The sequence below is a fragment of the Enterobacter sp. KBR-315C3_2022 genome (assembly GCF_041399425.1).
Lineage (GTDB): Bacteria > Pseudomonadota > Gammaproteobacteria > Enterobacterales > Enterobacteriaceae > Enterobacter.
This window is the reverse complement of sequence record NZ_JBGKEB010000012.1, coordinates 101,925-121,863: the sequence shown is the minus strand read 5'-3', so window position 1 is coordinate 121,863 and position 19,939 is coordinate 101,925. Positions and strand designations below refer to the sequence as shown.

19 protein-coding genes are annotated in these 19,939 nt (G+C 59.7%); 5 read left to right on the top strand and 14 right to left on the bottom strand.

Translation table 11 applies throughout. From position 1 onward, the window contains the following. Nucleotides 1-52 precede the first annotated feature (52 nt). Nucleotides 53-2,086 (bottom strand): peptidyl-dipeptidase Dcp, encoded by a 2,034-nt coding sequence (gene dcp / locus AB8804_RS14435; RefSeq protein WP_371187270.1) that lies wholly within the window; start codon nucleotides 2,084-2,086, stop codon nucleotides 53-55. A 143-nt stretch (nucleotides 2,087-2,229) separates the two neighbouring features. Here dcp and ydfG point away from each other — a divergent pair, with 143 nt between their 5' ends. Both ydfG and AB8804_RS14425 read left to right on the top strand, forming a co-directional pair. Then, nucleotides 2,230-2,976 carry a bifunctional NADP-dependent 3-hydroxy acid dehydrogenase/3-hydroxypropionate dehydrogenase YdfG gene (gene ydfG, locus AB8804_RS14430; RefSeq protein ID WP_371187268.1) on the top strand — a complete coding sequence of 249 codons (747 nt, stop codon included), beginning with the start codon at nucleotides 2,230-2,232 and terminating at the stop codon, nucleotides 2,974-2,976. 100 nt (nucleotides 2,977-3,076) lie between these two features. Continuing rightward, on the top strand, nucleotides 3,077-3,763 hold the full coding sequence (locus AB8804_RS14425; RefSeq protein WP_371187266.1) for a GntR family transcriptional regulator: 687 nt from the start codon (nucleotides 3,077-3,079) through the stop codon (nucleotides 3,761-3,763). 33 nt (nucleotides 3,764-3,796) lie between these two features. Here the strand turns inward: AB8804_RS14425 and AB8804_RS14420 are convergent, their stop codons facing one another. Continuing rightward, the gene (locus AB8804_RS14420) at nucleotides 3,797-4,228 is read right to left on the bottom strand and encodes a universal stress protein (protein ID WP_371187264.1); all 432 of its coding nucleotides are present in this window, start codon (nucleotides 4,226-4,228) and stop codon (nucleotides 3,797-3,799) included. 286 nt (nucleotides 4,229-4,514) lie between these two features. On the opposite strand from AB8804_RS14420, the gene ydfZ reads away from it, so the two are divergent. Further along, nucleotides 4,515-4,718: a putative selenium delivery protein YdfZ gene (gene ydfZ, locus AB8804_RS14415; RefSeq protein ID WP_371187262.1), complete on the top strand. Its 204-nt coding sequence runs from the start codon at nucleotides 4,515-4,517 to the stop codon at nucleotides 4,716-4,718. 43 nt (nucleotides 4,719-4,761) lie between these two features. On the opposite strand, the gene AB8804_RS14410 is transcribed toward ydfZ, so the two are convergent. The 5 genes from AB8804_RS14410 to AB8804_RS14390 form a co-directional block, all read right to left on the bottom strand. Further along, nucleotides 4,762-6,225, bottom strand: coding sequence for a mannitol dehydrogenase family protein (locus AB8804_RS14410; RefSeq protein WP_371187260.1), 1,464 nt, complete (start codon nucleotides 6,223-6,225; stop codon nucleotides 4,762-4,764). A gap of 221 nt (nucleotides 6,226-6,446) precedes the next feature. Further along, entirely contained in the window at nucleotides 6,447-7,826 is a 1,380-nt protein-coding gene (locus AB8804_RS14405) for an MFS transporter (protein ID WP_371187257.1), read from the bottom strand. A gap of 72 nt (nucleotides 7,827-7,898) precedes the next feature. After that, nucleotides 7,899-8,918 (bottom strand): Zn-dependent oxidoreductase, encoded by a 1,020-nt coding sequence (locus AB8804_RS14400; protein WP_371187255.1) that lies wholly within the window; start codon nucleotides 8,916-8,918, stop codon nucleotides 7,899-7,901. 14 nt (nucleotides 8,919-8,932) lie between these two features. Next, nucleotides 8,933-10,147, bottom strand: a complete 1,215-nt coding sequence (gene rspA / locus AB8804_RS14395) for a starvation-sensing protein RspA (RefSeq protein ID WP_371187253.1) — start codon at nucleotides 10,145-10,147, stop codon at nucleotides 8,933-8,935. Between the two features lie 111 nt (nucleotides 10,148-10,258). Beyond that, entirely contained in the window at nucleotides 10,259-10,585 is a 327-nt protein-coding gene (locus AB8804_RS14390; RefSeq protein WP_371187251.1) for a YnfA family protein, read from the bottom strand. Nucleotides 10,586-10,737: 152 nt separating this feature from the next. On the opposite strand from AB8804_RS14390, the gene AB8804_RS14385 reads away from it, so the two are divergent. Then, nucleotides 10,738-11,076 carry a DUF1283 family protein gene (locus AB8804_RS14385; protein ID WP_371187249.1) on the top strand — a complete coding sequence of 113 codons (339 nt, stop codon included), beginning with the start codon at nucleotides 10,738-10,740 and terminating at the stop codon, nucleotides 11,074-11,076. Nucleotides 11,077-11,091: 15 nt separating this feature from the next. Further along, complete coding sequence (speG, locus tag AB8804_RS14380; RefSeq protein ID WP_371187246.1) at nucleotides 11,092-11,652, top strand: spermidine N1-acetyltransferase; 561 nt, start codon at nucleotides 11,092-11,094, stop codon at nucleotides 11,650-11,652. A gap of 72 nt (nucleotides 11,653-11,724) precedes the next feature. Here speG and etk read toward each other — a convergent pair whose 3' ends face one another. From etk to AB8804_RS14345, 7 genes are all read right to left on the bottom strand, one after another. Then, on the bottom strand, nucleotides 11,725-13,908 hold the full coding sequence (gene etk, locus AB8804_RS14375; RefSeq protein ID WP_371187244.1) for a tyrosine-protein kinase: 2,184 nt from the start codon (nucleotides 13,906-13,908) through the stop codon (nucleotides 11,725-11,727). Nucleotides 13,909-13,925: 17 nt separating this feature from the next. Then, complete coding sequence (locus AB8804_RS14370; RefSeq protein WP_371187241.1) at nucleotides 13,926-14,369, bottom strand: protein tyrosine phosphatase; 444 nt, start codon at nucleotides 14,367-14,369, stop codon at nucleotides 13,926-13,928. Then, entirely contained in the window at nucleotides 14,357-15,496 is a 1,140-nt protein-coding gene (locus tag AB8804_RS14365) for a polysaccharide export protein (protein ID WP_371187239.1), read from the bottom strand. The genes AB8804_RS14370 and AB8804_RS14365 overlap by 13 nt, the downstream gene beginning before the upstream one ends. Before the next feature lie 30 nt (nucleotides 15,497-15,526). After that, nucleotides 15,527-17,620: a YjbH domain-containing protein gene (locus tag AB8804_RS14360; protein ID WP_371187237.1), complete on the bottom strand. Its 2,094-nt coding sequence runs from the start codon at nucleotides 17,618-17,620 to the stop codon at nucleotides 15,527-15,529. Next, a complete protein-coding gene (locus AB8804_RS14355; RefSeq protein WP_371187235.1) occupies nucleotides 17,620-18,351 on the bottom strand; it encodes a capsule biosynthesis GfcC D2 domain-containing protein in 732 nt (243 codons plus the stop codon). The genes AB8804_RS14360 and AB8804_RS14355 overlap by 1 nt, the downstream gene beginning before the upstream one ends. Next, complete coding sequence (locus AB8804_RS14350; protein ID WP_371187233.1) at nucleotides 18,348-18,992, bottom strand: YjbF family lipoprotein; 645 nt, start codon at nucleotides 18,990-18,992, stop codon at nucleotides 18,348-18,350. Before AB8804_RS14350 ends, AB8804_RS14355 begins: the two co-directional genes overlap by 4 nt. A gap of 103 nt (nucleotides 18,993-19,095) precedes the next feature. After that, entirely contained in the window at nucleotides 19,096-19,356 is a 261-nt protein-coding gene (locus AB8804_RS14345) for a hypothetical protein (RefSeq protein WP_371187231.1), read from the bottom strand. Nucleotides 19,357-19,939 lie beyond the last annotated feature (583 nt).

Below are 19,939 nucleotides of genomic sequence, written 5' to 3'. Positions count from 1 at the left end.
CGTACAAAAAACCGGGCATCGCGCCCGGTTCTGCTTCCAAACTAAAAAGCCCTTAAACGCTCAACCCGCGATTCTCCAGCATCGGTTCAATCCTCGGATCGTGCCCGCGCCACTGGCGATAAAGTTCAGCTAAATCAGCGCTGTTCCCGCGCGATAAAATCGCCTCGCGGAATTTCTGTCCGTTTTCACGCGTTAACCCGCCCTGCTCGACAAACCACTGATAGCCATCGTCCGCCAGCATTTGCGTCCACAGGTAGGCGTAATACCCCGCCGCGTAGCCGCCGCCGAAGATGTGGGCGAAATAGCTGCTGCGGTAGCGCGGCGGCACGGCAGGGATATCCAGCCCCTCTTTTTTCAGCGCGGCCGCTTCAAACGTTTCCACGTCATCCACCGCCCCGGCAATGCCGTGCCAGTTCATGTCCAGCAGCGCGGCGCTCAGCAGCTCCGTCATGTCGTAGCCCTTGTTGAACTGCGTGGCGTTGAGCATATTGTCGCGCAGCGCCTCCGACATCGGCTCGTTGGTCTGGTAATGGCGCGCATAGTGGGCAAATACCTGCGGATGGCTGGCCCAGTGCTCGTTGATTTGCGACGGGAACTCGACGAAATCGCGCGGCGTGTTGGTGCCCGACAGCGTGGCGTAGCGCTGGCTGGCGAACAGCCCGTGAAGCGTATGGCCGAACTCGTGGAACAGCGTGATCACGTCGTCCCAGGAGAGTAAGGCGACCTGGCCGCTGGCGGGCTTTTGATAGTTACAGACGTTGTAAATCACCGGACGCGCGGCAAGCTCGCTGGACTGCTCAACGAAGTTCCCCATCCACGCCCCGCCGCCCTTCGAGTCGCGGGCAAAGTAGTCGCCGTAGAACAGCGCCATGCCTTCACCGTTCTGGTCGAAAATTTCCCACACGCGCACGTCGGGATGGTAAACGGGAATGTCGAACCGCTCGACGAAGCGGATGCCAAACAGCTGCGTGGCGGCCCAGAATACGCCGTCGTCCAGCACGGTGTTCAGCGCAAAGTAGGGCCTGATCTGCGACTCGTCCAGGGCATATTTCGCCAGCCGCACCTGCTCGGCATAAAAGGACCAGTCCCAGGCCTGCGCCGTAAAACCGCCCTGCTTGCCGTCAATCATCTTCTGAATGTCGGCCTGCTCGCGCGCGGCGCGATTGCGCGCGGCGGGGACGATCCCGCGCATAAAGCTCAGCGCCGCGTCGGGCGTTTTCGCCATCTGATCGGCCATGCTCCAGCTGGCGTAGTTATCGAACCCCAGAAGCTGAGCCTGACGCGCGCGCAGCGCGGTAAGGCGCAGGATCAGCTGGCGCGTGTCGTTAGTGTCGCCCTTTTGCGTGCGCAGCCACGCCGCGCTAAACAGCGCTTCGCGGGTCTGGCGGTTGCGCAAGGAGGCGAGCGCAGGCTGCTGCGTGGTGTTCAGCAGCGGGATCAGCCAGCGGCCCTGAAGACCTTTTTCCTCCGCGGCCCGCGCGGCGGCGTCGATCTCATCGTCGCTCAGCCCGTCAAGCTGGCGCACGTCATCAACCACCAGCCCGCCCGCCTTGTCCGCCGCCAGCAGGCGCTGGTTGAACTGGCTGGTCAGCGCGGCGGCCTCGGTGTTCAGCGCCTTCAGCTCGGCCTTTTCCTCGTCGCTCAGGCGCGCGCCCGCCAGCACGAAATGCTGCCAGGTCTCTTCCACCAGCCGCCGGGATTCGGCATCCAGCGCGTCGCGATCCTGCCAGACGGCCTCCACGCGGGAAAACAGCGCGTCGTTCAGCCAGATATCGTTAGCCAGCCCGGCCAGCTCTGTTGAAATGGCCTCGTCCAGCGCCTGAAGATAATCATTGGTGTGCGCCGAGGTCATGGCGAAGAAAACGCTGCTCACGCGCGACAGCATCGCGCCGCTTTTCTCCAGAGCCAGCACGGTATTGTCAAAATTTGGCGCCGCGGTTTGGGCGACGATCGCGTCAACGTCGGCGCGCTTCTGGCGCAGGGCTTCATCAAAGGCCGGGCGATAGTGGCTATCGTTGATTTCATTAAAGCGCGGGGCCTGATACGGCAGCAGGCTAATTTCAAAGAAAGGATTATTGACCGACATCTTTCACTCCTGGGAACGGTATATTCCCCCAGAGTAGGCCACGCCGCCCGCGCCTGCAATGCCGGCATACAAATGCGACCTTAACGCCGCGCCCGCGGGCGTGCTATGGTAGTACAACACAAAAAGCGTTGAGGAACAGTGAGATGATTATATTAGTAACCGGGGCTACGGCGGGTTTTGGCGAATGCATCACGCGTCGCTTCGTCGCTAACGGACATAAGGTGATTGCGACGGGCCGTCGTCAGGAACGTCTGCAGGAGCTGAAGGATGAGCTCGGCGACAGCATCCTGACCGCGCAGCTGGACGTGCGCAACCGTGCCGCCATTGAAGAGATGATTGCCAACCTGCCCGCAGAATGGCGCGCGATTGACGTGCTGGTCAATAACGCCGGTCTGGCGCTGGGCATGGAGCCCGCCCACAAGGCCAGCGTCGAAGACTGGGAAAACATGATCGACACCAACAACAAAGGCCTGGTGTACATGACCCGCGCCGTGCTGCCCGGGATGGTAGAGCGTAACAGCGGCCACATCATCAACATTGGCTCCACCGCGGGAAGCTGGCCTTACGCGGGCGGCAACGTCTACGGCGCAACCAAAGCCTTCGTTCGCCAGTTCAGCCTGAACCTGCGCACCGACCTGCACGGCACCGCGATCCGCGTGACCGACGTTGAGCCGGGCCTGGTGGGCGGCACCGAGTTTTCAAACGTGCGCTTCAAGGGCGACGACGCGAAGGTGGGCAAGACGTACGAAAACGCCAACGCCCTGACGCCGGAAGACGTCACCGAAACGGTATGGTGGGTGGCGACGCTGCCAAAACACGTCAACATCAACACCGTCGAAATGATGCCTGTCAGCCAGAGCTTTGCCGGATTAAGCGTTCATCGCGGTTAACCGCGGCGCCTGTCTTCCCTTCCCGGCCCCGCGCCGGGTATGGGATGCCCGCTAAAAGAATGGTAGTATGTTCAGGTTAACTCTCTGAGAAATCATATCCATGGCCGCCGAATCGCAACTCAATCCTACCCAGCCCGTCAACCAGCAGATCTACCGCATTTTGCGCCGTGACATCGTTCACTGCCTGATCGCGCCGGGCACGCCGCTTTCGGAAAAAGAGGTGTCGGTTCGGTTTGACGTTTCCCGCCAGCCCGTGCGCGAGGCGTTTATCAAGCTTGCGGAAAATGGCCTGATTCAGATCCGCCCGCAGCGCGGCAGCTACGTGAATAAAATTTCGCTTTCTCAGGTGCGAAACGGCTGCTTCGTCCGCCAGGCCATCGAGTGCGCGGTGGTTCGTCGCGCCGCCGCGATGATCGACGACAACCAGTGCTATCTGCTGGAGCAAAACCTGCACCAGCAGCGCGTGGCGATCGAGCGCAAGCAATTGAACGACTTTTTCCTGCTCGACGACGAGTTTCACCAGAAGCTGGCGCAGATCGCGGACTGCCAGCTCGCGTGGGATACCGTTGAGAACATCAAGGCCACCATTGACCGGGTGCGCTATATGAGCCTCGATCACGTCTCGCCGCCGGAAATGCTGCTCCGCCAGCACCATGATATTTTCAGCGCGCTGGAAAAGCGCGATACCGATGCGGTAGAAAACGCGATGACGCTGCACCTGCAGGAAATAAGCGAATCCGTGCAGCTTATTCGTCAGGAAAATAGCGAGTGGTTTAGCGAGGATTAATAACACCGCATCCCTTCGGATGCGGTGTTATAATTAGCGAACAACCAGCACCGGAATACTTGCGTAGCGCAGAATAGATTCGGCATTCGAGCCCAGCAGGTGCGTCGTGATGCTCGGGTTTTTCGAACCAATGACGATGACGTCATATTCCCCTTCTTTGCTCAGGGCGATAATTTCATCCCGCACGCTGCCAAAGCGCACCAGGCAGTGAATATCCTCCGGCGCGATATCAAATAGCCTTTTTAGCGCCGTCATCTTTTTCTCTGACTCGGCAATCATATACGCTTCAAACTTCTTAATATCGGCGTTAAAGCCGCGCAGCAAAGAGCGACTGCTGGCCGGCAGAATGTTTACCAGCGTGATTGACGCGCCCTCCACTTTGGCCAGGTTGGCCGCGTGGCGCACCGCTTTATCGCTCAAGTCCATTTCAAACACATCAACAGGCATCAAAATCTTTTTGTACATAAGCCTGGCTCCTTATTAAGTTTAAAGGGGTTTCCTGTATCCAGAGTGCCATTCACTCTATAAACAAACCCTCAACGCTAACGCGGGTAAACTATCAGTTCATGAAAACATTTGTCCGTTTTGTAAATAGCCGTCCCGAAGCGTCAACGCCGACCGAAATAAAGAAAAAAGTGTGAGTTTGATCAAAAACAAAAACATTCACCGAAGAGAGGCGTATTTATAGTGGCCGTGAACGGCGTAGCCCAAAATAGCGCCGCAGCGAATACGTTAGAGAGGAGAAATGACCATGATGACATACGACCGTAACCGAAATGCAATTACCACCGGAAGCCGCGTAATGATCAACGGCACGGGCCGCACGGGCATTATTAAGGCGATCCACAGCACCGGGCTGGACGCCGCACAAGTGCGTCGCGGTAAAACGGTGGAAGTCGAAGGTTGTGAAGGGAAATTTGAGCCGATTGAGCTAATTCGCCTGGGAATGCACTAACCGGCGAGAAGACATGCCGCCGCGAACGGCGGCATGTGAAGCATTAAACCTGCGCGGCGTAGTGCGCCACCGTGGCTTTCGCACCCTTCTCAAGCAGCATCCGATACGCTTTCAATACCGCATCGACAAACGTCGCCTCCTGCGGCAGCTCCGTTCCGAAGATCGCCTCAATGCCCAGCAGCGCTTTCACACGGCTTTCACCTTCTGCGCTACCGTTTACCGCCGCCTGAATTACCGCCAGCTGCGGGTCGCTCACCTCAATGGCGTTGCCCTGCTCGTCCACGCCGCCGACGTAGCGCATCCAACCCGCCACGCCCAGCGCCAGCAGCGGGAAGCTTTTCTGATTCACGAGATGCCAGCGCACGGAGTCCAGCATGCGCTGCGGAAGCTTCTGGCTGCCGTCCATCGCAATTTGCCAGGTGCGGTGGCGCAGCGCCGGGTTGCTGTAGCGGGCAATCAGCAGGTCCGCATAGTGCGCCAGATCAACGCCCTTCACCTTCAGCGTCGGCGCCTGCTCTTTCAGCATCAGCGCGCGCGCGGCAGCGCGGTAATGTTCATCTTCCATGCAGTCGTTAATGTGCGCATATCCCGCCAGGTAGCCCAGATACGCGAGGAACGAGTGGCTGCCGTTCAGCATGCGCAGCTTCATCTCTTCAAACGGGATCACGTCGGCAACCAGCTCGGCGCCGGCTTTTTCCCACTGCGGACGGCCCGCGACAAAATTATCCTCAACCACCCACTGGCGGAACGGCTCGCACGCCACGCCTGCCGGATCCCGCACGCCCGTGAGCTGCGTGATTTTATCCAGCGTCTCCGGGGTTACCGCCGGAACGATGCGATCAACCATGGTTGACGGGAAGGTAACGTTCGCCTCAATCCAGTCCGCCAGCTCGCCGTCCAGCGCGCGGGCGTAGGCGCAGGTGACGTTGCGCATGACGTGGCCGTTTTCCGGCATGTTGTCACAGGACATCACGCTAAACGCAGGCAGCCCCGCGGCCCTGCGCCGCGCCAGCGCCTCCACCACCACGCCCGGCGCGGATTTAGGCTGGTGCGGATTCTGCAGGTCGGCTGCAATCAAGGGGTGATCGAGCATCAGCTTCCCGGTCGCCGGAGAGTGGCAGTAGCCCTTTTCGGTGATCGTCAGGGAGACGATCGCCACCTGCGGCTCGCACATCGCCGCCAGCACGCTTTCCAGCCCGTCGACCTGGGCGTGAAGCGCCTTTTTCACTACGCCCACCACGCGGGACGTCCACGCGTCGGCGGACATCTCCGCCACGGTGTAGAGATTATCCTGCGCCTTGAGATCGGCAATCTGCTGCTCGCCGCCAATCAGGTTAACTTCGCAATATCCCCAGTCGCTGGCGTGCTCGGCCGCGAGGATGTCGGCATACACCGCCTGGTGCGCGCGGTGGAACGCGCCGAAACCCAAATGCACAATGCGTGTTTTAAGGCCGTTGCGATCGTACTGAGGCAGCGTCGCCTTCGCCTGTAATAAACGATTTTCCATGATGGTGACTCATAAATAGTGAAGCGGAGATCCGCTGCCGCTCCAGTGATGAAGCGGCAGCGACTGCTGACTACATCAACTAGAATGGCAGTTGAGGTACACAAGAACTGCCATTAACCATACCGATGCGTCGTTTTCAGATATTGATTTATATTAACTTTTGTCCATGTGGTGTGACATCAGACATAAGTTGTGTGACATGTTTAGCAAGATATAAACCATCAGCGCCGCGTTGAAAGCGCGCCGTAGGCAACGGAGCCTTTATGCTGAACCTCGGCGGCATCTTCCGCCTCGCTCAGGTCGCGGTCGCGCACTTCTGGCATCAAAATGGCGGAAATCAGGCCAATAACGGAGTAGGCGACCAGCATGGCGACGATCGGCCACCAGGAACCGGTCATGTTGCAGAAAATCCCCGCCAGCACCGGACCAAACCCGACCGCCACCAGCCCACCGGCCTCTTTTGAGATCGCCATGCGGGTAAAGCGGTTACGCGAGCCAAACATTTCCGCCATCGTGATGTTTTCCAGCGCGAACAGCCCCAGCACCGCGACGTTATGGATAACGATGATCGAGAGCATAATCACGCCCGGCGCATAGCTTTTATCAACGATGATCGACAGCATCGGGTACGCCAGAATGATGGCCGAAACGTTGACGATAATGTACGGCACCCGACGCCCTACCTTGTCGGACAGCCAGCCCAGCAGCGGAATGGTGATAAACCCGAGAATGGAGCTGATCATCAGCGCATCGGTAGGAATGGCCTTATCGAACAGCAGCGTTTGTACCAGATAACCCGCGAGGAACGTCTGGATCAGGCCGGAGTTGCCCGCCTGGCCGAAGCGCAGGCCGGTTGCCAGCCAGAACGATTTGCTCTTAAACATTGCGCCCAGGGAAGCCTCCTGCGCCGCAGCGGGTGCGGCGGTTTCGCCTTCGCTCACCTTCTCAAATACCGGGCTTTCCTTAAGGTTCATTCGCAGCCAGATGGCGAAAATCATCACCACCACGCTTGCGAGGAACGGCACGCGCCAGCCCCAGGCGACCAGCTCTTCGCGCTCGAGCGCAAAGAACATCACCGCCCAGATAGCCGTGGCGCTCAGCGTGCCGCAGTTGGTGCCCATAGCCACCAGCGAGGAGATAATGCCGCGCTTCCCTTTCGGCGCGTACTCGGCAAGCATGGTCCCCGCGCCGGAAATTTCCGCCCCGGCCCCCAGCCCCTGAATGATGCGCAGCGTCACCAGCAGCACCGGCGCAAAAATGCCGATCTGCGCGTAGGTCGGCAGCACGCCGATAAGCGTGGTACAGATCCCCATCATGGTGATGGTGATAAACAGCACTTTTTTACGCCCGATGCTGTCGCCCATTCGGCCGAAAATAAACGCGCCCACAATGCGCGCGATATAGCCCGCGCCGTAGGTGCCCATTGCCAGGATCAGCGCCATCGCCGCCGACTGCTCCGGGAAGAAGATTTCGTGGAACACCAGCGCCGCGCCCAGCGAATAGAGCTGGAAGTCCATAAACTCCAGCGCCGTGCCGAGCCAGCCGGACACGGCGGCTTTCACCAGATCTGAAGTCGTTCTTTGAGGTTGTGCTTGAGTCATAATGGCTATCTCTAAAAAGGTAAGATGCGTACCACTCGAAGCCCGCGCGCGGGCCCCTAACCGCGTGAATTATTATTGGTCGAACGTGAGCAAGACTTTGCAGCACTGCCGCTGGTCTTTTTCAAACAGTTCGATTGCGTCCGTTACGTGGTGATAGTCAAAAGTATGGGTAACCAGTTTTTCCGGGTCGATAAGCCCCTTTTCCAGCCAGTCGATCACGACCGGGAATTTGTTGGCGTTCAGGCGCGAGGAGAAAATTGACAGCTCTTTGCCGGTGATCCCCTGCTGGACAATCTGGCTCGGATCGCTAGAGAAGCCCATCAGCACGATGCGCGCCGCCGGAGAGGCCAGCGCGATCGCCTCCTGCAGGATCGACGGGTGGCAGGCGGCATCGACGATCAGCGTCGGCCTGATGCCTTTTTCTTCCAGCATCGCCGCAACGCCAGCCTCGCCGTTGTTGAACACCACGTCCGCCCCGCTGCGCTGCGCCATCGCCAGCCGCTCGTCGATGCGGTCAACCACGATGACCTGCCTGACCTTGTACACGCCCTTCAGCGCCTGCACGGTAACCAGCCCCATCGGGCCCGCGCCGTAAATCAGCGCAACGTCCTGCTCCGTCGGCGATGCCTGTCCCGTGACGTTGGCGGCAATGGTGAATGGCTCAACCATCACGGCGTGCTTATCGGGGATGGCGTCAGGAATGTGCCACGCGTTTTTCGCGGGGACGACGGCGTATTCGCTGAAGCCGCCGTCGCGATGGACGCCCAGCACCACCAGCGACGTGCAGACGTTCGGCTTGCCGACGGAGCACGGGTAGCAGTGGCCGCAGCTGATCACCGGATCAACGGAGACGCGCTGGCCCAGGCGGGCTTCATCAACGCCTTCACCCACCGCGTCGACGATGCCGAAGAACTCGTGGCCAATCACGCGCGGATATTTGGCAAACGGGTTGTGCCCGCGGTAGATATGGCTGTCTGAGCCGCAGATGCCGGCAAGCTTGATTTTGACGCGCACCTCGCCCGCGGACGGCACTGGGATCGGGCGTTCTTCAATGACCAGCTCGTTCGGCTGTTGAATCACTACGCTTTTCATCGGTTGCTCCTCGTTTACCAGTTCCACAGCGTGCCGTCTTCGAGACGGGCGACCGGCAGATAGGCCGGGTCGTACGGGTATTTCGCCGCCAGCTTTTCGTCAAACTCAATGCCCAGCCCCGGCCTGTCGCCCGGATGCATATAGCCGTTGTCGAAGCGCCAGCTGTGCGGGAAGACCTCCAGCATCTGTTCGGAATAGCCCATGTACTCCTGCACGCCGAAGTTCGGCACCCACAGGTCAAAATGCAGCGCGGCGGCGTGGCAAATTGGCGAAAGATCAGACGGGCCGTGCGAGCCGGTGCGCACCTGATAGAGTGACGCGAAATCGGCGATGCGGCGCATTCCGGTGATCCCGCCCGCGTGGGTTATGGTGGTGCGGATATAGTCGATCAGCTGCTCTTCAATAAGCTGCTTGCAGTCCCAAATGCTGTTAAACACTTCGCCCACGGCAATCGGCGTGACGGTGTGCTGGCGAATCAGGCGGAAGCACTCCTGGTTTTCCGCAGGCGTTGGATCCTCCATCCAGAACATGCGGAACTCCTCGATGCTTTTACCAAAGCGCGCTGCTTCGATCGGCGTCAGGCGGTGATGCATGTCGTGCAGCAGATGCTCGTTGAAGCCAAACTTACTGCGCACCGCGTCGAACAGTTTGGGCGTGAAGTCGAGATATTTTTCGGTGGACCAGAGCTGCTCTTCCGGCCAGTCGCCCTTGGTGGCAGGCTCGTACGCCAGCCCTTTTCCCTTCGACATGCCGTAGGTGGTTTTCATTCCCGGCACGCCGCACTGTACGCGGATCGCCTTGAAGCCCATCTCCTTATGGCGGGCGTAATCCTCAAGCACGTCGTCAATGGTATGCCCGGTGGTATGGCAATAGACCATCACCCCTTCGCGGGACGCGCCGCCCAGCAGCTGGTAAAGCGGCATGTTGGCGGCTTTCGCTTTGATATCCCACAGCGCCATGTCCACGGCGGAAATCGCCGACATGGTCACCGGGCCGCGGCGCCAGTAGGCGCCTTTATAGAAGAACTGCCAGATATCCTCGATGCGATGCGCGTCGCGGCCAATCAGCTGCGGGCAAAGGTGATCCTTCAGATACGAGGCAACGGACAGCTCGCGGCCGTTGAGCGTGGCGTCGCCCAGGCCGACGATCCCCTCGTCGGTGGTGATTTTCAGGGTGACAAAATTACGTCCCGGGCAGGTAACAAAGACTTCGGCCCCGACAATTTTCATAATCCATTTCCTTACATCGCGTGTTGTGATGCGGGAAATTTACCCAACTACACTACTACCATACAAGTATAATGATCGTGAAATCAGCGAGCGATCACAAAACCGGGGCGCCTACGCGCGGCCCCATCCTGCGACCACGATCAGCATGCCGCACAGCGCAATCAGCGCCCCCGCCCAGTCGAAAACGGTTAGCCTGACGCCGTCCACCACGCGCAGCCACACCAGCGCCGTACACACGTAAACGCCGCCGTAGGCCGCATAAACCCGCCCGCTGGCCGCCGGGTGCAGCGTCAGCAGCCAGACGAAAAGCGCGAGTGCGACGCTCGCCGGAATTAACAGCAGGATCGAACCGTTCTTTTTGAGCCAAAGACAGGGCAAGAAGCAGCCGATGATTTCACACAGCGCGGTGGCGAAAAAAAGCAGCGTGGTTTTAATCATTTTTAACGTTACGTGAGGATTGATTTAACCATCATACCCGATAATCACACGATATATTCCATACCCGCCGGGTGGATATCGTGCCATTTCGGTTTGGTATAAAATTCGAACGGGTTATACTGCTCGTCTGCACCATTTTTAAGGATCACGTTATGACTACTATACGCAAACGCCTTTGTCTGACCGCCCTGCTGGCGCTGTCATCGTTCGCCTTCGCCAATACGGTATCCGCCGAAACCAGCAAGCTCATCATTGAGTCTGGCGACAGCGCGCAGAGCCGTCAGAATGCCGCCATGGACAAAGAACAATGGAATGACACCCGCAACCTTCGCCAGAAGGTGAACAAACGCGCGGAAAAAGAGTGGGATAAAGAGGATGTGGCCTTTGACGCGCGCGATAAGTGCCAGCAGAGCGCGAACGTGAACGCCTACTGGGAGCCAAACACCCTGCGCTGCCTCGATCGCCGCACCGGCCGCACGGTTGCCCCTTAATTTTACGGAGTGAAGATGACCACGAAAGTTGACGTCAAGCTTCGTCCGCTGGAGCGCGAGGACCTGCGCTTCGTCCACCAGCTCGACAACAATGCCAGCGTGATGCGCTACTGGTTCGAAGAGCCTTACGAGGCGTTCGTCGAGCTGTCGGATCTCTACGACAAACACATTCACGACCAGAGCGAACGCCGCTTCGTGGTGGAGTGTAACGGCGAGAAAGCCGGGCTGGTGGAGCTGGTTGAGATTAACCACGTTCACCGCCGGGCAGAGTTCCAGATCATCATTTCCCCGGAGTATCAGGGAAAAGGCCTCGCCTCGCGGGCGGCGCGCCTGGCAATGGACTACGGGTTCAACGTCCTGAACCTGTACAAGCTGTATCTCATCGTCGATAAAGAAAACGAAAAAGCGATCCACATTTACCGCAAGCTGGGCTTCCAGGTTGAAGGCGAGCTGATTCATGAGTTCTTTATCAACGGCGAGTACCGTAACACCATCCGCATGTGCATTTTCCAGCACCAGCACCTGGCCGAGCACAAGCCTGCCGGTTCTACCCTGCTGAAACCTACCGCGCAGTAAGCTGCGCGGTTTTCACTCTCTCGCTATTTCCCGACGACAGCATCAGGACGGCATTCAGCGCCCGGGCGTGGTTTACTCTTTTTCCGCGTAGCTGTAGCCGTAGTGGTGATATCCGTAGCCGTACTGGCTGCTGGCGCGTTTGACCACCCCGTTGAGGATCGCGCCCTTGATGTTCACGCCGCCCTGCTCAAGGCGCTGCACGCAGACGGTCATCTCCTTCACGCTGTTCATGCCAAAACGCGCGACGACCAGGCTGGTACCGGCGATGCGGCCAATCACCGCAGCGTCGGTCACTGCCAGAATCGGCGGCGTATCGATAATCACCATGTCGTACCGCTCGCTGGCCCACTGCATCAGGGCGCTAAAACGCGCGTGCATCAGCAGCTCGGCCGGGTTGGGCGGCACCTGCCCGCGGGTTAGCACGTCAAACCCGCCCTTATCGAAGGTGCGGATCGCGCGCTCGGCGTCCGCGGTGCCCGCCAGCACGTCCGACAGCCCGGTCCTGTTTTCCAGGTTAAACAGCTCGTGCGAGTAGCCCCGGCGCATATCCGCGTCGATGAACAACACCTTCTGCCCGGACTGCGCCACGATCGCCGCCAGCGTGCTGCTGACGAACGTTTTCCCGCTGTCCGGCGTCGCGCCGGAAATCATCAGCAGATTATTCGACGACTCCATCATCGCGAAGTGCAGGCTGGTGCGCAGCCCGCGAACCGCCTCCACCGCCAGATCGATCGGGTTATCCACCGCGAGGAAAGGCACGTTTTTGATGCGGTGGCGGAAGGTGGTGGAGAAAATGTTTTTGCTGCGCAGCCGCGTTTTTTTCTCCAGCCATTCGGACACGGGCACGGTGGCATACACGCTGATCCCCTGCTCCTCCAGCTGTTCCGGAGACTCAATGCCCCGGCGCAGCATCGCGCGCGCCAGCACCAGGCCGATGGAAACAAACAGGCCAAGCACCAGCCCCAGCACCACGATCAGCGCCTTCTTCGGCCTGATCGGCTGAGGCTGAGTCACCGCGGAATCGATGATGCGCACGTTGCCGATCGCGCTCGACTGCGCAATGCTCAGCTCCTGCTGGCGGTTAAGCAGCTGTAAGTAGACCGCGCGTCCGGACTCCACGTCGCGGCTCAGGCGCAGCACCTCCTGCTGGGTCGCGGGCATCGCCGAAACACGCTTGTTGAGACGCTTTTTTTCCTGCTCCAGCGTTTGACGCTTGTCCATCAGCGCCTTGTAGGTCGGGTGATCTTTCTTATACAGCTGTGAAATTTCTGCTTCCCGGAAGGTCAGCTCGTTCAGCTGATTATCGGTGTTCACAATCTGCTCCAGCACCGATTTGGCTTCCAGGTTAAGGTCAACCGAATCGCGTTCCTGACGATAGCTGTTGAGCTTATTTTCCGCCTCGTCCAGCTCGCCGCGCACTTTCGGCAGCTGGCTTTGCAGGAACTCCAGGCTGCGCGAATCCTGCGCGGCCTGGCGGGCAATATTTTGCTGCAGGTAGTTATCCGCAATGCTGTTGAGAACCCGGGCGATCCGCTGCGGATCGTCACCGGTCATGGTCAGCCCCAGCATGCCGCTATCCTTGCCGCGCTCGCTGACGCTGAAGCTGAGCTGAAGGTCGTTAATCGCGTCCAGCTCGGACTGCTGGCTAAGCGTAAACTGCGTGCCCGGAAGGGCCTGAATATCGGAAATTTTCAGCGAAATCCCGTTCACATCCAGCAGCTGCCCCAGCGCGCCGTTCGCGCTGACGTTTTCCCCTTCAAGGCGATAGCGCCCCGCCTCTTCTACCGTCAGCGTCAGGCGCTGCGGCTGCCCGTTAAGGAGAGGAATATTCATCCAGCTAATGGCCAGCTCGCCCGGCCGCTCGCCGGTTAAGCGCGCCCAGCCGCGGCCAAATATCGGGGCGTAGTGTTGCTGAACCACGTTGCGCAGGCTGAGATCGGCAATGGTTTTACCGAGGATCATCCTGGACTGCAGCAGCTGCATTTCGGGTGCCGCCTCCGGCGACGCGTTCGGCATTATCTGGCTCAGGCTGCTGAGCAGCGCGTTGCCCTGCTTTTGCTCCACCTGAATCATGGCGTCCGCCTGGTAAACGGGCGTGGAGAACAGCGCATAGGTTACCGCGGCAGCGGTAAAAAGCGCGGTGATAGCGGCAATTGGCTTTACGTGATCGATGAGTTCGCCAAGCAGACGCCCAAGATCGATCTCGTTCTCCGCCGCGGCTGCGCCCTGCGGCGCGCTAAGGTTTTTGGTCGACATAAAACTGCTTCCGTGAATTAGCTGAGCCTTTTCGCCCATTCCTGACTGGCCTGAAGCATCAGGCCGTAAACGTGGTCGAACGCCTCGTGGCTTTTTCGATAGGGATCGGGGATCTCTTTTTCCCGCAGCCACTGCCCGAAGAACAGCGTCTTGCCGCGCACTTCCGGCGCCATGGACGTCACCTGAGCAATGTGCCCGGTCTCCATCACCAGAATCAGGTCATACTCGCGCAGCATTGCAGGGGTGATTTTGCGGGCAACGTGGCCCTCCAGAAAGACGCCGTTTTTCGCCGCAGTCTGGCAGGCAACCGCGTCCGCGGGTTCCCCGGTTAAGCCCGCGGTACCCGCGGAGTCGACCCGGACGTGCGGCAGCATCTGGCGCAGCAGGCGCTCGCCGGTCGGTGAGCGGCAAATATTTCCGGTGCAGACCACCAGAATCGAGTGGAAGCTTAGTTTGGCCATGATTTGATATACCGCGCGGTTTCCGTGATGTCGCGAATGCCGGTGATGGTTGGCACCAGCTGAGAAATAACCCGGTTCCAGCGCACCAGCGGCGCGGTGGTGACATATACGATGTCATACGGCTCAAGCGGGAACTCGGTGCCCAGCACCATCGCCGAGGCGTCTTTCGCGTTGAGCTGGTAGACGTTGGCAATCTTGCCGCCCGGCTTGCCCTTCAGCGAGCGGATCACGAACACGCCGCTGGCGTCGGACATGTCCTGCTTCACGCCTTCGGCATGGCCGAGGGCTTCTGCCAGCGTCATGCCGCTGCGATCCATTTTGAGCGTACTCTGGCGGCCCACTTCGCCCATCACAAAGACCTTTAGATCGTCATTGCGCGGTACGAAAAGGATGTCGCCGGGGTGCAGCAGCTTGTTCTGCGTCAGGTCGCCGCGCTGCATCAGGGCATACAGCGAAATTTTGGTGTCCTGCCCCTGATGGGTAAGCACCACGTTGCGCCAGTCGGCATCGGCGGTCAGGCCGCCCGCGGCGTTAATCGCGTCCATCACCGTCAGGGGGATGTTGGTGATCGGCTGCTGGCCGGACTTCGCCACTTCGCCCGTCACGTAGGTTTTCTGCGAGCGGAACGCGGCGATGCTGACGTCCACCTGCGGGCTTTCGATCACCTTGTCCAGACGCGAGGTAATCTCGGCGCGAACCTGCGTCAGCGTTTTACCCGCCACCTTCAGTCGGCCGATGTACGGGTAAAAAATCGTCCCGTCGGCGTTCACCCAGTTGCCGGTATCGCTGGCGCTGCGGTACTGGCCCGCGGGGGTCGTCAGCTCCGGGTGATCCCAGACGGTCACCATCAGCACGTCGCCAACGCCGATGCGGTACTCATACTGCGTCAGCTGTTCATCCAGCAGCGGATTGGCGCGCGAGGTGACCTGCTGCGGGCGCAGCCTGTCGATAAGCCCCGGCGTCAGCGGAAAAACGTTAACCATTTTATTGAGGTCGTCGCTGCTGTCCGGCAGTTCGATAACGTCTTTACCGCGCGTGCTCAGCCCCTGACCCGGTACGACCGCACAGCCGCTTAGCGTCACGAGCGCCAGCCCCAGCAGGGAAAATTTACACATTCTCTTTTTCATTTCTCACTATCATTCATCAGGTGTTCAGGGTTATTGCCCCACGGGCATTTCGCGTTCAGCGGTCATGCCGTAGAGCGAGTATTTGCGGTTAAGCATCTGCCCCCCGTCGCGGGTGAGCGGCGTCCAGGAGACCACCGCCCGGCTGCGGTTCGGCGAAATGGTCATCAGGTCCAGCGGCACGGAGACGTAGAAGCCTTTGCTGAATCCGCCCTCGCCGTAATCGTCCTTCGAGACGTTGCTTTTCGCCGCCCACGCGCCCACGGTGATGCCGCTGTCAAAGCGCCTTGCGACGTCCAGCGTCGCGCCTTTGTCCTTCGCCAGGTACTGGCCGACGCTGAGCGTGATCAGCACCGTATTCACCTGCGGCGGGTTCCAGTACGCGGTGATAAAACCGGTCGGCGCGGCGTAGTCGGTAAAGCGCATCATGTTGTTCCAGTCGCGCTGTTTGACGTAGTTGACGTCCATCCCCAGCGCCCAGCTGGCGTCCAGCGGGCGGTACAGGACTTCCCCGCCCACGCCGCCGTACATCGTCTCGAGGTAGCCGCCGTAGAGCTGGCCGTAGAAGCCCGAGCCGAGGCGGCGAATGACGTTGCTTTGCAGGTTATTGACGTATACGTCGTTGGCGACATAGTCGCGGATGTGGGTTCTCACCCGCGGCAGCGTGGAGTCCGCGGGTAGCAGCGAGGAGTTAAATTTGTCGTAGTTGTTGTAGAGATTGGCGAACACCCCGCCGTCGATAAGCCAGCCGTCCGTCAGCCAGTAGCTGGCGCTTGCCAGCATCCCTGCCTGGAACATATAGAAATCTTCCGGGCCGCCGAGCGACTGCGCCAGCGTTGGCGACAGGGAATAATTGAAGCGGCTCTCCCGGATGCGGTAGCCGCGGCCCCACGCGGAGAAATCAACCGGCTCCATGCGCCGCTGCACCAGCGGCTTTTCCTGCCCGATCGGGTATCCCTCAAGCTGCTGGCGCAGGCTGGCGACCTGCGTTTCGGTGGTCACCATCGGCAGATGGCTGCGCATCTGCGTTACGCTCAGGGTTTCAACCCCCTGCGGAAGGGCGTTCATCAGAATGCGGTTGGCGCGGTCGACGGCCTCTCGCGGATCGCGGTAGCGGTATTGCTCTCCGCTCAGGTAAAGCGTGCTGCCGCTCTGGCGTATTTCCGGGGCGTCAAACCCGGCGCTGTATTTCAGCGCCGTCAGCTGGCTGGCAACGGCGGTATACTGCAGCCCGGCCGTTTCCGGCGCAGGCTGGTATTCCGGCTTCGGGCTGTCGCGCAGCGCCGGACGCAGATCGTTAAAGTTGGTGCGAAGCGTAAAGCCAAACGTTAGCGTGTTGCCGCGTTCGACGTTCAGCGTCAGGTCCACCCACTCGGCGGCGCGGTACACCGCCCCCACGTTAAAGGGGCTGGACTGCTTAATTACGCCAGCAAAATCGTGCTTATAGTCGTTGCCGTCGTACTCCAGCTTCAGGCGCAGCGGATGCAACGGCGTCTGGTATTCCACACCCGCGAAAAGTGCCGCCGGGCCGCGGAACATTTCGCTGAAGCTCACATCGCCCGCGTCGTGCAGCTCTGGTCGAGTGCAGTATTTATCGCTAACGCGGCAGAACGGGTTACTGACGCTGCCGCGGTTGCCCGGATATCCCCACGCCATGCCGACGGTCAGATCCAGCGGCCCGGTCATTTTGCTCGCCGCGAGATATTCGCCGTCAAACAGCCCGGTTCCGGCAATATCGCGCTTGCCCAGCGCCAGCTGCGGCAGCCGCGTTGACTCTTCCCACAGCCGAACCTTGAAATCGAAGGATTTATCCTTGTAGCTCTGATCGCCGCTGAAGTCCGGGTTGCCGCTGTACTTACGGGTGCGGACGTCGGTATAGCGAACGGTGCCCTCGAGCCACGGGAACAGCGCGATCGACGCCGAGTAAAAGCGATACTGGTCGTTATCGCGATAGCCGAGGCTGAACTCCCCCTCGCGCGCAACGCGGGCGTTGGGCATTTGCATCAGGCCGGTGCCGCCAAAATCTGACTGCGACGAACCAACGGGGTCCGGGAAGGTTTCCGGTTGCGCATAGCACGCGCCGGAGACCGCTGCCGCCAGGCAGCTCAAAAGCATCTGTTTTTTCATTATTTGATCTCCCGCTGTGCCAGCAGGCGAATAATTTGCGCATTCAGGCCGCGGTCGTCGTCGGCAAGACTGACCCAAATCAGGCTGCCGGGCTCCGCTTCACGGTGGCGCGCGTTCCAGCGCGCGACAGGCGCAACGGTCTCTTTTCCGGCGGGCGAGATAATTGTGACGCTGTGGGTGTTGGCCCCGGCCAAAAAAGCGCGACCTTTCAGGTAATCGCCTACGCTCGCGCCCGGCTGCCAGGGCTGCGCGCCCGGTAAGTCAACCGCGCCGAGCAGCGTAACCGCGTCGGGTCGCGGCGTAAGGTAAAGCCGGTACTGCCCCTGAAGGCGGCCGTTGGCTTCGGGCCGGGTGCGCACGGCGTCAGGGTCGAGATCGACAAAGAGACGGCCAACCACCGCGATGCGGGCCAGCTGTTCACGCACGCTGCGCAGCGTGGCGGCCAGCGGCGCGTCTGCCCGCCGCTCCCGGCGCGAGAGCTCGCCTAAAACGCGCAGCCGCTGGGCGTTAGCCTCCCGGTTTGCCCGTTCGGTTGTGAGGATCGCGCCGGGCCACCATGCGCTGGCGCTCACTTCCGGCGACGTAACCAGCTCGGCGAGGCGCTGCTTGCCCTCTATCGCGATAGGCCGCTCGTCGCCCGGGCCGTAAAGCATCACCACGTTCTGCTCTGCCGCACTGGCGCAGGCGGCGAAAAGTAAAATGCCGATCGGCAGCGTGAGTCGCATTTTCATGGAATAGGTTTCAGGAGCGTCGTTTCTGCGGGCAATACGCCTGCGCCAATCATCTGCTGGCTCTGACGAACCAGCCCGGTCGTTTTCTCAATCCAGAAGGTGTTTTGCCACGCGCGCTGCGGCACGGACGCACGCACGTTTTCCCGCCAGACCTGCGCGTCCACGCGCTGCCCGGCGATCGTCAGCGCGGCGTCGCCTGCGGGCGTAAACGTCGAGATCAGCCTGGCGGAGCGCGGTTTACCCTCTTCGCTCCAGCGCACGTCGCGCTGCCACCGCGCGCCGTTGCGTAGCCGCGCGCCGTTCATCAGCGGATCGCCGCTAAGGTTTGTCACTTCCAGAAGGTTGCTGCGCAGGCCAACGGTTTTCACCAGCCGTCCGCTGCGGGTCACGATGGCTGCGCGATCCTGAGTCAGCCACTTGTCGAGGCCATTTTCCCGGTAGCCGAGCACCACAAAAATGCGCTGGCCGCCGTTCAGGCGCAGGTACATCGTTGAGTACGGCAGGGACCGTATTTCGTCATCTGCCACGGTGACGTCCGGCGCGCCGCGCAGCGAGGCAGAAAAGGTCTCCACCATGCTTTGCTGGCTGGGTGTACACCCCTGCAGGAGCAGCCCCGCGAGGGAAAAAATGAGTATTCGCACCGTCAGTTCTTCCTGGATGATCCGATAAATCGAGTGAAAATTACCCGGCGCTAGCTGCGCGCCGGGTAACAGGCGCTGGGTGAATCACTCAGCGCAGGCCGCCTTAGCGCGTGGCGGTCGTGGTGGTGGTGTTTGGCGAACCGTTGCTGCTGTCGGTGGCCGCGACGACGGCCAGCGCCGCGAGGCCCACAGCGGCCGTTACGCCCGCAACGGTTGCGGCGCCGACCGCGCCGGCGGCGACGCCTCCGGTGGTCCCTGCGGTTGCGGTCGTGGCGCCCGCAGCCGTTTCAACAGCGGCGAAGGATGATGGCGCTGCTGCTGTTAAAACCAGCGCAGCCAAAACTGCACAAAGCGTTTTGTTCATTTATGTTCCTCATTTAATGAATGACTGATTGAACCTGATATTCAGGTTTATTAACCGGGCATATGCCCGAGGCTGACTTCCGTCCCGGTAAGGCACGGAATATCATCCATGCCGATGCCCTGGCTCAAATAGCCAGCGGGCAAAATAGGTCGCAACGTTTTTTCGCAAAGAGAAATACGGGTAAATTTAAGGCTAGAATAATGGCTACGTCAGGGAATAACAACCGCACGTAAATTTGCACGGTGCAGACTGAATTAATTTACTGCGTTGCACCACGCAGGTCAGAACGCGCGTGCCGTAACAAAATTGCGACAAACAGCGCTCATGAAAAACCTTCAAGCTGCTGTTTTTAATGTGAAATTCTCGTGTGGTTAAAAATAAAATTAACGCTAATGTAAAACATAGCCCTGGTGCGCTGTTCACGCTTTCGGCTGGAATATAAGAACCACGGACAATTTAAAGCGAAATAAACCCGTAGAATATTGCGCTTATATCCAGTTTATTTCATACGACTAAAAATACGACTCCCCGCAGGCGCTGAAAGCAATAATATTAATAGCGTTCATGATTGAACGCTATTTTC

Coding starts and splice junctions, on each gene's coding strand:
- AB8804_RS14420 (WP_371187264.1), bottom strand. CDS start 4,228: ATGTACAAAAAGATTTTGATGCCTGTTGATGTGTTTGAAATGGACTTG.
- AB8804_RS14400 (WP_371187255.1), bottom strand. CDS start 8,918: ATGAAAAGCGTAGTGATTCAACAGCCGAACGAGCTGGTCATTGAAGAA.
- AB8804_RS14365 (WP_371187239.1), bottom strand. CDS start 15,496: ATGAAAAAGAGAATGTGTAAATTTTCCCTGCTGGGGCTGGCGCTCGTG.
- AB8804_RS14405 (WP_371187257.1), bottom strand. CDS start 7,826: ATGACTCAAGCACAACCTCAAAGAACGACTTCAGATCTGGTGAAAGCC.
- AB8804_RS14390 (WP_371187251.1), bottom strand. CDS start 10,585: ATGATTAAAACCACGCTGCTTTTTTTCGCCACCGCGCTGTGTGAAATC.
- AB8804_RS14425 (WP_371187266.1), top strand. CDS start 3,077: ATGGCCGCCGAATCGCAACTCAATCCTACCCAGCCCGTCAACCAGCAG.
- AB8804_RS14360 (WP_371187237.1), bottom strand. CDS start 17,620: ATGAAAAAACAGATGCTTTTGAGCTGCCTGGCGGCAGCGGTCTCCGGC.
- ydfZ (WP_371187262.1), top strand. CDS start 4,515: ATGATGACATACGACCGTAACCGAAATGCAATTACCACCGGAAGCCGC.
- AB8804_RS14385 (WP_371187249.1), top strand. CDS start 10,738: ATGACTACTATACGCAAACGCCTTTGTCTGACCGCCCTGCTGGCGCTG.
- dcp (WP_371187270.1), bottom strand. CDS start 2,086: ATGTCGGTCAATAATCCTTTCTTTGAAATTAGCCTGCTGCCGTATCAG.
- AB8804_RS14355 (WP_371187235.1), bottom strand. CDS start 18,351: ATGAAAATGCGACTCACGCTGCCGATCGGCATTTTACTTTTCGCCGCC.
- rspA (WP_371187253.1), bottom strand. CDS start 10,147: ATGAAAATTGTCGGGGCCGAAGTCTTTGTTACCTGCCCGGGACGTAAT.
- AB8804_RS14410 (WP_371187260.1), bottom strand. CDS start 6,225: ATGGAAAATCGTTTATTACAGGCGAAGGCGACGCTGCCTCAGTACGAT.
- AB8804_RS14370 (WP_371187241.1), bottom strand. CDS start 14,369: ATGGCCAAACTAAGCTTCCACTCGATTCTGGTGGTCTGCACCGGAAAT.
- speG (WP_371187246.1), top strand. CDS start 11,092: ATGACCACGAAAGTTGACGTCAAGCTTCGTCCGCTGGAGCGCGAGGAC.
- AB8804_RS14345 (WP_371187231.1), bottom strand. CDS start 19,356: ATGAACAAAACGCTTTGTGCAGTTTTGGCTGCGCTGGTTTTAACAGCA.
- etk (WP_371187244.1), bottom strand. CDS start 13,908: ATGTCGACCAAAAACCTTAGCGCGCCGCAGGGCGCAGCCGCGGCGGAG.
- ydfG (WP_371187268.1), top strand. CDS start 2,230: ATGATTATATTAGTAACCGGGGCTACGGCGGGTTTTGGCGAATGCATC.